Consider the following 11932-nt stretch of genomic DNA (forward strand, 5'->3'; position numbering starts at 1 on the left):
CCTCAGGGGCGCCCATGATCGTTCCCACGCTCTGCGTGGGAATGCAGCCCGTGACGCTCTGCGTCACTGCCGAAGCGATTGCTGCGCGTCCAGTGAGGCATTCCCACGCAGAGCGTGGGAACGATCCAATTGTTAGCCCTATTCTTCGGTGTTATCCGTCTCTAGCCAGAGCCTATAAAAACCTTTTTGTATTTCTGGATCATTTGTAAGGTTGTTTTCTTCGTAATCAAAAATACTCACTACATCACTTAGTGAAGGAGCCTTCCCTAGTGTTAGCTCATATGCCTTTATTCCAAGAGACATTTGTGACGACATGCTGGACGGATGGACATTTATTTTTGCACCTTTACACAGAAAAGTGATGTCGCGGTGGTCCGCTCTGATATGACTCAAACAGTCATAAAAATCACTCCCGGTGTAAACTTTGCTAAACCCATTTTCCATAATTAAATCAATAGTCAATTTTTTCGTATCACAAACAAGCTTTGCGTTTTGTCGTTTGTTATTCCTGATGATGGTTACTTCTACACTGTCCATTTTTATTTCCTATATGGATTTGGGATGGAGTACCTAGCACTGCGGCCGTCAGCTCCAATAGGGGTTGCCCCGAGGATATCCTCTCTTTTAATCTTGTCTGGAATTGCTATTTCCTTTTCGTTATCAAACTTGTATTTTTTTCCGAGTTCTTTTTTTAGATCCCTACCCGGAATTTTTCGCAGTGCGTACAGAAATCCACCTCTCGTATTAAAACCAGTCGCAAAGGCAATTCCTACGTTTTTATCAGGAGAAGTACTAATGAAGTTGCTCGGTGGGTTATCGCTATCGATAGAGTGAAGGAGCAAATCATTGCTGTCTCCCTTACTTTTAAAACCGTGTTCAAAAATCTCATCTGGGTGACGGTCATCGCCACGGTATAAATATCCCTCTTTCCCCTTTGATGAAGGTAGCTTCGGCTCCCCCTCATCAACCTTAGCCTTGCTAACGCCATCCGGTAACGCGCATCCACCCTTCTTGTTCCCCGGCGGGCAATTGGCGTTGAGCCCCAACGGATCCACCCACCCCGTCGGATTCGGGGTGTACTGGTAGCCGTTCAGCCCGCCGGCCAGCTTGCTCGGGTCCGGCGTCAGGTAGCGGCCGATGTCTGGATTGTAGTAGCGATGGCGGTTGTAGTGCAGGCCGGTTTCCGGGTCGTAGTACTGGCCCTGGAAGCGCAGCGGTTGCTCGAGTGGTTCTTTGGCGGCCTGGTTGAGGCGGGTGAGTTTTCCGTAGGCGCTGTAGGTCGCCGACCAGACGATTTCGCCGTTATGGGCGGTGAGTTCCTGCGGGGTGCCGAGGTGGTCGAGTTGGTAGTAGAGCGGGCGGGCCTTGCTGGGGCCTTCGCCGTCGAGCAGCGCCAGGGGGCGGAAGCTGCCGGGTTCGTAAACGTAGCTGCGGTAATGACTGCTGCTGCGTTCGGCGATCAGTTGCTCGCCTTGCCAGAAAAATTCGGTGCTCTGGTCGTCCACGGTTTTGCGAATGCGGCGGCCGAAGGCGTCGTAGCGGTAGCTCGCAATACTGCCGTCGGGCAGGGTCACGCCGATGAGGCGGTGCTGACAGTCGTAGCGGTACTCGGTGATGATTTTGTGTGCGGTGCCGCGGCGTTCGCGGATCAGGTTGCCGTAGGCGTCGTAGTCGTAGTGGCGGTCGCCCTGCATCAGCAGGCGGTTGCCTTTGAGGCTGGTGGGGCCGGGGCGGTCGTGGATCAGCAGGTTGCCGGCCGGGTCGTGGCTGAAGTGTTCCGGGCGTTCGCCGTGGGGATGGCGGACGCTGATCAGCCGGTCCAGCGGGTCGTAGTGGTACACCCGCTGGCCGTGGCGGCTGTCGCTGATGAGGGCCAGATTGCCGTTCGCGGCATAAGTGTAATGCCGGCGATACAGTCCACCTTCTGGCTGGCTGACGGCGTGGGCCTGCAAACGGCCCTGTTCGTCGTATTGGTACTGGCTGAGCAGCAGGCCTTGCTGGCGTTGTTGTTCGCGACCGGCGCGGAACTGGTGGCTGGTCAGCCGGGCGCCGTTGAGGTCGATGGCGCTGAGGCTGCCGCCCTCGGCGTGGTGGTAGTCGAGCTGGTTGTTGTCCGGCAGGCGCAGGTGGTTGAGCCGGCCGCAGGCGTCGTAGCGATAGCGCAACGTGCCCCAGCCTTGATGCTCGGTGATCAGCCGGTCGTGCCGGTCGTACTCGAATTCCAGCGGCCAGTCGTGGCCGTCGTCGACACTGACCAGTCGGCCGAGGCCGTCGTAGCAGTACTCAACGGTGTTGCCATCAGGCAGGGTCTTGCGGGTCAGCCGGCCGTGAGCATCGCGTGCATAAGCGGTGAGCAGCTGACTGCCGTCCTCGCCAAACTCGGTCTTCTCCAGCAACTGACCCTTGAGGTCGTAGGCGTACGCGGTGCGCCGCCCGTCAAACCCGGTTTCCTGCCGGATCAGCCCGTTGGCGCCGTACTCGAGCTGATAGCGTTCGCCGACTTCGTTTTCGATCTCGCTGAGCAGCAAGCGCGCGTTGTCGTAGCGGTAGCGCAGCTGGCTGCCGTCGGGGTTGATCCGGCGGCTGACCAGGTGCAGGTCGTCGGCGTACTCGTAGCGGGTGACGCGTCCCAGTTCATCGCGCTCGGCGGTGACTTTGCCGTAGGCGTTGTAGCTGAAGGCGCGGGTCGCGCCGCCGGGCAAGGTGGTCTGCAGCAGCCGGCCCACGGCATCCCACTGGTAGCGGGTGACCGCGCCGTGCTCGTCCTGACGGTAGATCTGCCGGCCGCGGACGTCATAGGCATACCGGCGCTGGCCGCCGTCCGGCAACATCTCTTCGATCAGTTGCCCGAGCGCATTCCAAGCCAACGTGTGGAGGCTGTGGTCCGGATGACGGATCGACAGCAGCCGACCCTGGGCGTCGTAGTGGTACTGGGTGACCTGACCGCTTGGGTCGGTCTGCCGGGTGATGTCGCCCTGCGCATTGCGCTGGTAGGTCCACTGCGCCTGGCCGCGCTGACGGCGGTGCAGATGGCCGTCGCGGTACTCAAACGCCGTCGGTTCGTCCTCGGCGGGCAATACTGCGCTGAGGCGGCCGGCGTCGTCATACACATACTCGGTGACGGCACCGAGCGGGTCCTGCTCGGCGGTCAACCGGCCCTGCTCGTCGTAGGCCTTGCGGTGTTCGGCGCCGTCCGGCTCGACCTTGCGCACCAGTCGCGCCTGCTCATCGTGGACGTACACTTCTTCGCTGCCGTCAGCGTGCCGGACGCTGACGCTGCCCTGCTCATCCCAGACGTAGCGCGCGTCCATCTGCGCAAAACTCGCCCAGTGCCGGATGCAGCGCGCCGCTTTGCCGACCCGTTCCCATTCCCAGAAAAAGCTCGCGCCACCGGCCAGTTGCCGCTGGAGGATGACCTGCTGATCGTCGTAGTCGTAGCGCTCGCATTCACCGGCGGCGTTGGTCGCCTCGACCAGCCGTTGACGCTCGTCATAGTGGTAGCTGACCAGCGTCTGCTCGGTGCGCCAGCACGCCTCGAGGTGGTCCGCCGGGTGAAAGCTTTGGTAGTCGACGGCGATGATGTGCGCGCGGTCGTAGCGCAGGCGCAAGGCGCGGCCGGCGCCGTTGTCGAGGCGATTGATCCGGTCGTGGATATCGCGGGTGATCTGCAGGCGGTTGCCGTAGGCATCACTGATGGCGTTCAGCCGACCCGCGCGAAAGTGGTAGAACCGTGCCGCGTCGCCGGCCTGGGCGAGGATCAGTTCTTCCGGCTCGTCGCCCAGATAAATCGCCGCCCGCGACAGGCTGTTGTGGATCGCCGGGCGCTCGACACTCGGCAGCGGAAAGGTGGTGCGACGGTTCTCCTGGTCGGTCCAGATCACCGCATCGCCGCTGATCTCCAGGCGCTGCGCCAGCGCATGGCTCCAGCCAAAACCGAGGCCGCAATCGAGCTCCACGGCACTGCTGCGGTACAGCCGGGTCCAGCTAAACGACAGCACCCCGTCCAGTTCGCCATCGGTCAGGGTCAGCAGTTCTTCGCCGGTGACCATCGACACCGGGCAGCCGTGGGTGGCGGTTTTACTGGCGGTGTCGGCGCTGTCGCCGTTGGGGTTTTTCGCCTGGTGGGGGGCGTCGTCGTGGTGTTCTTTTTTGCTCAGACTGGTCATGCGCCCGGTCTTGTCCCGAGCCAGAGCAGCTGGGTTTTTCACTTCCAGTGTCGGTGTGTTGCCGGGGTGGAGCGGATCAATGGGCGCGATCTTGAGCGGGACGCTTGGGGTGGGTGCGAGCGGTGCGCCCCGGGCGTTGAGCATCAGCGGCTTGAGGGTGTCGGCGTGGGTGGCAAGGCGATGGTCGCTGGTGAGTTCGGCGAGCTTTTCGCCCAGCTGCGCAAACCACTGTCGAGCGCGGCCGGACTTGATCTTGCTCAGGACCTTGGTGCTCATGCGCAGCTTGAAGCCAATACCCGCAGTGCAGCTGATCAGCAAAAGATTGATCAGCACTTCGCTGCGAACTTCAGCCAATACTTCTATGAGGTAAGGCGGTGGCAGCATCCGTAGCCAACTGACGATGGCCGACAGGTAGACGAACTGCAGCGGCTCATCGCTGAGCACCAGCAGGCCGTTGGCAATGGCTTCCTTTGAGGCGCTCAGCAGCGTGTCGAGTTCGACCTGGGTCAGGTACTCGAGGAGCTTTTCGCTGTTCGGTTTCAGGTCGGCCAACAACTGGTAGAGCTGCTGAACGTCATCCCATAAACCGAACAAGGCATTCTCGAAGCCCCGCCAGTCGGCTTTGTGCAAGGCGCGGTAGCGCTCAAGCAGATCGGCCTGGGAATAGCTCGCCCACAACGGCTGAAACTGGCTTGTCCACTCATTGCGCAACCAGCCTTCAAGTTCACCGATCACCCCTTGATAAGAGGCGTACAGCGCCTTGACGTGATCCTGGGAAACGTTGGGAAAAAAGGTGATGCGATAGCGACTGCCGCGCCAGCATTCGGGGATTTCGAGGATGCCGCTGGGGCCGATGGTTTTGTGAATCGGCTCGCCGACCACCACGTCTGCGTTGCGGCCATTGATGACCGGTTCGAGCATCACCTGCGTGTTGCCGATGGGCACGAAGCGCGCAGTCTGGAACATGTGCACCAGAGTCAATGGCCCGCTGGCGGGGCACATTGCGACCGTCGTGCTGACCGGCGTGCGGGAGTTTTTGGGAGCGACGAGACTGACTTCGTCGCCAACCTTGAACACTTGCTCGACATCCAGTGCCCAGCCGGTCCAGAAGCTTTCGGCCCAGGCCTGATAATCGTTGAGGCAGTGTTTGAAGTCGTTGAGGACGGAATTGATGTCGGGGTTTTTCGGGTCCATGGCGGCGAAGACCAGCAAGCCGATGGAGGTCTTCACAACGCCCGTTTCCCGGGCAGGCAGGTAGCTGAGGTGTACATCCGCAATCCCTCGCGTGGGTGGTATAGGGCGCGAGACTTTGCAGGGGATGGAGGGGGAATAAAGTCGGGGAAGTTCGAGAAGGCGAGTAGGATTTTTCTCTAAATCAAACGGTAAAAATCAGCGGGCACAGGAAGTCAATTAATTGACGACAGCTATTCGTCTGCACCCTCTTGATCACTCATCTGTTCAGGCACCAGCGTCGCACCACGCAGTGCAAGGTGCTGTTTCATCCATGAGCGCGTCAAAAAACAGGTGACTCAAATCTGACACCCTCCTAGCGCCAAGAGCCATACAGATCAGGCCATACGACCGATCGTCGTTTAAATTATCAGGCTTTCTCTGATTCAAAAACGTATCAAAGCCGCGACCACAAAGCCCCTGATGGCAAAGCGCCTAAAACGCTAGGATTTCCCAGCCACGAAGAACATGTCATTTCGTTGACACGTTTTGCCCACGCTGGTCTATACCCACTCCTACGTCTTATCCAAGTTACATCCACTGCTCGTTGCGAGGCGCGCCGATATGGATTTGTGCGTACTCGGTACGGGCTACGTTTGCCTGATTCAAGCCGTCGTAGAGGCACCGCTTGAAAGTGGGACTTCGTCACTGGCAGTACCTGTGCAGAAACGGAGAAGGGTATGACCGGTCAACAAGAAGGTGTGCAGCTCAATGAGCTACATCCGGACAAACGCATGGATCCCAATCATCGCATGCGCCTTGATGCCGCGATCCACAGGCAGGGCCGCGGCTGGATCACCGGCCACGATGGCGGTCGTCCCTGGACCTTGTCACGAACCAATCGCGTGCTGGCCTGCCTGGGTGCGCTGGTACTGCTGGTACTGCTCTCGCCCCTTCTGCTGACACTGACCCTGATCGTCAAGCTGACCAGCTCCGGCCCTGTTCTGTTCGTTCAGAAACGCACCGGGTTTCGCGGGCGTGGTTTCGGCATGTTCAAGTTCCGCACCATGGTGGCCAACGCCGAAGCACTCAAAGAGTCCGTGCGCCACCTGAACAAACATGGCGTCGATGCCATCGACTTCAAAATCGACCAGGATCCGCGGGTCACGAAGATCGGTCGCTGGTTGCGCCGTAGCAGCCTGGACGAGTTGCCCAATCTGATCAACGTGGTCTGCGGCGACATGCGTCTGGTGGGTCCTCGCCCCACCTCTTTCAATGCTTACCGTTACAAGGATAACCACCTCATGCGGCTGAGCATCTACCCCGGGATGACCGGCCTCTGGCAGATCTCCGGGCGCAGCAATATCGACTTCGACCAACGCGTGGAGCTGGACCTGAGTTACATCGCAGAACAAAGCCTCATGCTTGATGTGAAGATCCTGTTGAAAACCCCCTTCAAAGTATTCAGCGGCCACTGAGCGAGTTAAATGGACGGTTCATCCACCAAAAGCTTGACCATCGCGAACCCGAACTGGTCGGTGCCGAGCGTCATGCATTGGGTGCGTCATTGAACGCGCCGCTCACCCCTGCGCTGCCGATCGTCCATCTGCTCAGCAGCGGTGGCTTCTACGGGGCTGAGCGGATGTTGCTCGACCATTGCCTGGCGACGCCAGGACAGCACCAGGTGCTGTTCCTCGATGCGACACCCGAGCTGATCGCGCGCTTTCATGACGCGGGTGTCGATTGTCGCGGCTGCTCGGGGCTGGGCGAACTGTTGCGGCACCTGCGCCAACGCCGTGACGAACGCCCGTTGATCAATACCCATAACTTCAAAGGCCTGTTGTTTGGCTGGGTGGGCGCTACGCTGTGGCGCCTGCCGCTGGTGATTACCCAACACGGCTTCACGCCGCGCAGTCGCAAGCAACGCTTCTACACCTGGCTGAGCGTGCAACTGTGCCGTACGTCCTCGGTCGACCGGGTGGTCTGTGTCGCCGAAAGCATCGCCGTGCTGCATCGCCGCGCCAGTGTCCGGGCAGAAAAGCTGCATGTGATCCCCAATGGTCTGCCGGCCGCCACCGCCCTGCGCCAGCGCACGGCCGATCACCAGCGCTGGCTGGCCGGTTATGTCGGGCGGTTGAGCAGCGAGAAAGGCCCGGATTTATTTCTCGATGCGCTGATCCCGCTGTGCCGGCAGCACCCCGAGCTGCACGCGGTGATGCTCGGCGACGGCCCCGAACGCAAGACCTTGCTCGCACGGATCAGCGCTGCCGGATTGTTGGATCGCATTCAGCTGCCGGGCTACCAGAACGGTATGTGTGCCTGGTGGACGAAACTCGATGCACTGGTGATCAGTTCGCGCACCGAAGGCACACCGATGATTCTGCTCGAAGCCATGCAAGCCGGCGTGCCAGTGGTGGCGTTCGGCGTGGGCGGGATTCCCGATGTGATTGAGGATCGGCACAACGGCTTGCTTGCCGCACCCACAGACAGCGCTGCGCTGGCCCGCCAGATCGCAACCTTGCTGGGCGACAAAAAGCGGGCTCGGCTACTGGCAGAAAATGCCCGCCGTACCCAGCTCGACCGTTACGACCTGCCGGCCCTGGCCGAACGTTGGTCGCAACTTTATATCCGTACTGCACGGGAGGCTCGCGCGTGATTATTCCTCAGTACCTGTGGATCATGCTCGCGCTGTCCTGGGTACTGCGACTGAAGGTTGAACAAAGCCCGCTGCCGGAGCGTCAGGCATGAACAGCATCAGCGTCGTCGTCCCTATGTACAACGAGGCGCAGCACATCGCCCGCACCTTGCAGGCTGCGCGTCTGGCAGCGAAAGTCGCCGGGCTTGAGTACGAGCTGATCGTGGTCGACAACGGCTCCCAGGATCAAGGGCCACAGATTGCCCGCAACCTCGGCGCCCAAGTGCTGAGCCAGCCCGGTCTGCACATTGGAGCCCTGCGCAATCGCGGTGCGGCGCTGGCCACCGGCGACTGGCTGGCGTTCCTCGATGCCGACATCGAGATGCCGCAAAACTGGCTGACACTGCTGATTGATCTGCAGTCCAGCGGCCAGGCCGATGTGCTCGCGCTGGACCTGCAAACGCCCGCTCAGGCGCCGTGGTTTGCCCATGCCTGGCAACGCCGCACCGACAAGGCCAATGGTCAGTCCGCAATTGCGGTGCAATGGCTACCGTCCGCCAACCTGTTGATGCCCCGCGAATGGTTCGTGCGTATCGGCGGTTTCAACGAAGAATTGCGCACCGGCGAAGACAAGGACTTGACCCTGCGTCTGGGCAAGACCGGCGCACGGTTAATGGCAGTCAACGAATGCGTGGCGTTGCATTGGGGATACGAGAGCAGTTGGCGCGAGTGGCTGGGCAAGGAAATGTGGCGCCAGGGCAGTCATCTGCAACTGCTGCGCAACCACGGTGTGAGCCTGCGCTTGCTGCGCTTTCCCCTGCTCTCTCTCGGTGCCTGGGTGCTGGACGGCATGGCGCTGTCGGCACTGCTCTATGGAAAGGTGCACCTGACCCTGGCGTTTTTGCTGATCAGCAGTCTGCCAGCACTGGCGCTTAGCCTGGGCCAGAGCCTGAAACACCGCGACCCCAGTTTGACGCTGCAACTCTGGGGCCTGCACGGGTTGCGCCTGCACCTGGCCGGTGTGGCCTTCGTCCTCAGCCATTGTCATTGGAACGCCAGGAGACCTGCCCGTGGCTAAACTCATTTTCTGGTTGTGCCTGTTGCTGCCGGTGTACGCCTACCTGGGTTACCCGCTGCTGCTGACGGTCGCTGGGCCGTTTTTTCCTCGACGCAGGCCAGCGCCCTTGCCTGCGCAACGGGTCAGCGTGGTGGTTGCCGCGCACAATGAGCAACGCAATATCGAGAACAAACTGTGCAATCTGCTGGCCCAGGACTATCACACCGCCAGCTTGCAGATCATCGTCGCCAGCGACGGCTCCACCGATCAGACCGTGGCCCTGGCGCGCAGCTTCGACGACCCGCGCATCGAGGTGCTCGACCTGCCTCGCCAAGGCAAGAACAGTGTGCTCAACGCCGCTGTCAGCCGCTGCACAGGCGATATCCTGGTGTTTACCGATGCCGATGTTCACTGGATCGACGGCACCTTGCAGCGGATGCTGGCGCCGTTTGCCGACCCTGAGGTCGGTGGTACCGTCGGCAACATGAACATCCCCGTCCCAGGCTCAGGCCTGAGCCTGGGCGAAAGCCTGTACCGCCACTACGAAGCCTGGCTGCGCCGGGTGGAAAGCCGCACCGGCTGCACGGTCTCGGCCGACGGTGCCCTGCAGGCGTTGCGCCGCGAGCTGTACCAACCGATTCCAGCCCTGGTCAACGACGATTTCTTTATCAACACCTGCGCACCGGTCGCGGGCAAGCGCGTCGTCTATGTCGACGACGCCAAGGTGCTCGATCAAGGCGTGGACGAGGCCGACCGACAGTTCAGCCGCCGCCAGCGCGTCACCGTCGGCGGCCTGATCAGCCTGGCGGCCCGGCGTGAGCTGCTCAACCCGCTGCGCCATGGCCTGTACGCCATCGCGTTGATCAGCCACAAGCTGATCCGCCGGCTGGCGCCGGTACTGTTGCTGCCCTTGCTAGTGGCCAACCTCTGGCTGCTCGATGAGCATGGCTTCTACCGCCTGACCCTGGCCGCCCAGTTGCTCGGCTACGCCTTCGCCGTGGCCGGCCTGCTGGACGTGCGTCACCGCTTGCCCAAGCCGTTTCGCCTCGCCGCGTTCGTGCTGGTGACCCTGGCCGGCATGAGCGTCGGCCTGTGGCAGTTCTTGCGCGGGCACAGCTACAACCAGTGGAACCCCGACCAGACTCGATGAGTGCCTGACATGCCGATCAAGACCAGTATCAAACGTGCCAGCGGCTGGTTGTACCTGAACTCCCCCCGGGGCCGCCGTCAATTGGGCGGCGCCGGAGTGATCCTGTTGTTGCATCGAGTGCTCGCCGACGACCGCAGCGCCGAGCTGCCCCATCGCAATGAGCTGTGCGTTGGCCCCCGTGCATTCGAGCATTTGCTGCACTGGCTCAAGCACCATTTCGACTGTGTGACGCTGATGGAGCTGCTGCAAGCCGACGCCCATCCAAATGCGTCGGCACGGCCAAAAGTCGCCCTGACCTTCGATGATGGTTGGCGTGACAACGCCTTGAATGCCTTTCCGCTGCTGCTGCAGCACCAGGTGCCGGCGAGTATCTTTCTGTCCACCGACTTCATTGGCAGTCACCAGCGCTACTGGTGGGAAAGCCTGGGTGAAACCTTGTGGGGCATCTATGGCAGCACCCCGCGTCAACGGCTGATCGAACACCTGGAACGGATCGGCCGGCCGCTGCCACCCGTTATCCTGTTCAATGGCAATGAACAGCAGCGCAGCCTGGCCCTGGCCAATTATCTGGATAGTCTGAAAAGCCTGTCGCCGCAGGACCTCGACACCCTCAACGACAATTGCCCAAGGGAGTCGCTGCCCCAGGCACTGGACTGGCAGCAAGTGCGTACCCTGGAAAAAACCGGGTTGATCCGCTTCGGTCCACACGGCGCCAGCCACGCGACCCTCACCGGGCTCGATGACATTCACCTGGACCAGGAACTGAGCCGTAGCCACGATGCGTTGCTGCAGGGTTGCCGACAGCCGCTGCCGGTTTATTGCTACCCCAATGGTGACCACGACGAGCGTGTCCGCCAACGGCTTGTTGCGCATCGCTACACCTACGCTTTGAGCACCAGCGCCGGCATCTATCGCGGCAACAGCGACCCACTGGCACTGCCGCGCATCGGTGTCAGCCAGCGCACTGCCAGCCGCCCTTCGCTGCTGGCGTGGCGCATCAGCAAGGGCGGCCTCGCATGAGCCGCAGGAGGCAACATGAGTGCATTGCAAAAGCTCAAAGAACGCATCACACAAAAAGGCTTGCGCCAGACGTTCACTACACTGTGGAAGCGCTTTGTGTTTTTCCATTGGGAATTGTTGTGGATGGAGCGCGATCTGGTTAGCCCGATACCGCCGCACACGCTCAGACCCTACTCACCGTTACGCCTGGAAACCATCACGGCGCAGAATGCCGGGGCCTTTGCCAAACACTTCGGCGACCGTGTGGGGACCATGGCCGAACTGGCTAGTGAGGGCCATACCGGGCACATGTACCTGGACGACCAGGGCAACGCGGTCGCCTTCATCTGGGGCAGCAATGGCGACTACTACGATCGCCACTATTACGGCTGCCGGTTCCCGGTCAAAGCGGGCGAGTTTTTCGAGTTCGGCGGCGAACAAATCCACGCCTACTGGGGCAGCACCCTCTCGGTGGATTTCCAGCTCGATCTGTGGAAAACCATGCAAGCGAAGGGCTGTAAAAAGGTGGTGGATGTGTGCGAAACCCATAACATCGCAACCCTGAAACTGCACATCCGCATGGGTTATAAAGAGCAAGGCCGGGTCATGCATGTGTATGGTTTGTTCGGGCTCTGGCGCTTCTTCCGCGAAACCCGCTACAGCGGCTCGCGACTGGACGCCTTGCGTAGACCTGGCATGCCCACCGTCGCGGCACCTGGGGTCTGACCGGCATGTCTGTGCATTTCCAATGGCGC

At 60.8% G+C, this 11932-nt stretch carries 8 protein-coding genes; 6 read left to right on the forward strand and 2 right to left on the reverse strand.

Features of this window, described 5'->3' with window-relative positions; genetic code table 11:
• Positions 1–138 precede the first annotated feature (138 nt).
• The gene (locus tag ACN1C3_RS09285) at positions 139–537 is read right to left on the reverse strand and encodes a hypothetical protein (RefSeq protein ID WP_419115513.1); all 399 of its coding nucleotides are present in this window, start codon (positions 535–537) and stop codon (positions 139–141) included.
• A gap of 2 nt (positions 538–539) precedes the next feature.
• Positions 540–5360, reverse strand: a complete 4821-nt coding sequence (locus ACN1C3_RS09290; protein ID WP_419115562.1) for an RHS repeat-associated core domain-containing protein — start codon at positions 5358–5360, stop codon at positions 540–542.
• A 716-nt stretch (positions 5361–6076) separates the two neighbouring features.
• On the opposite strand from ACN1C3_RS09290, the gene ACN1C3_RS09295 reads away from it, so the two are divergent.
• The 6 genes from ACN1C3_RS09295 (at position 6077) to ACN1C3_RS09320 (ending at position 11903) form a co-directional block, all read left to right on the forward strand.
• On the forward strand, positions 6077–6814 hold the full coding sequence (locus ACN1C3_RS09295) for a sugar transferase (protein ID WP_419115514.1): 738 nt from the start codon (positions 6077–6079) through the stop codon (positions 6812–6814).
• Between the two features lie 89 nt (positions 6815–6903).
• Positions 6904–7992, forward strand: a complete 1089-nt coding sequence (locus ACN1C3_RS09300; RefSeq protein WP_419115515.1) for a glycosyltransferase family 4 protein — start codon at positions 6904–6906, stop codon at positions 7990–7992.
• 88 nt (positions 7993–8080) lie between these two features.
• Positions 8081–9049 carry a glycosyltransferase gene (locus tag ACN1C3_RS09305; RefSeq protein ID WP_419115516.1) on the forward strand — a complete coding sequence of 323 codons (969 nt, stop codon included), beginning with the start codon at positions 8081–8083 and terminating at the stop codon, positions 9047–9049.
• Positions 9042–10178, forward strand: coding sequence for a glycosyltransferase family 2 protein (locus ACN1C3_RS09310; protein WP_419115517.1), 1137 nt, complete (start codon positions 9042–9044; stop codon positions 10176–10178). Before ACN1C3_RS09305 ends, ACN1C3_RS09310 begins: the two co-directional genes overlap by 8 nt.
• A 9-nt stretch (positions 10179–10187) precedes the next feature.
• A complete protein-coding gene (locus ACN1C3_RS09315) occupies positions 10188–11198 on the forward strand; it encodes a polysaccharide deacetylase family protein (protein WP_419115518.1) in 1011 nt (336 codons plus the stop codon).
• A 15-nt stretch (positions 11199–11213) separates the two neighbouring features.
• Complete coding sequence (locus ACN1C3_RS09320; RefSeq protein WP_419115519.1) at positions 11214–11903, forward strand: N-acetyltransferase; 690 nt, start codon at positions 11214–11216, stop codon at positions 11901–11903.
• Positions 11904–11932: the final 29 nt, after the last annotated feature.

Origin of the sequence: Pseudomonas sp. H11T01 (genome assembly GCF_048515765.1) — a bacterium.
Classification (GTDB): Bacteria; Pseudomonadota; Gammaproteobacteria; order Pseudomonadales; family Pseudomonadaceae; genus Aquipseudomonas.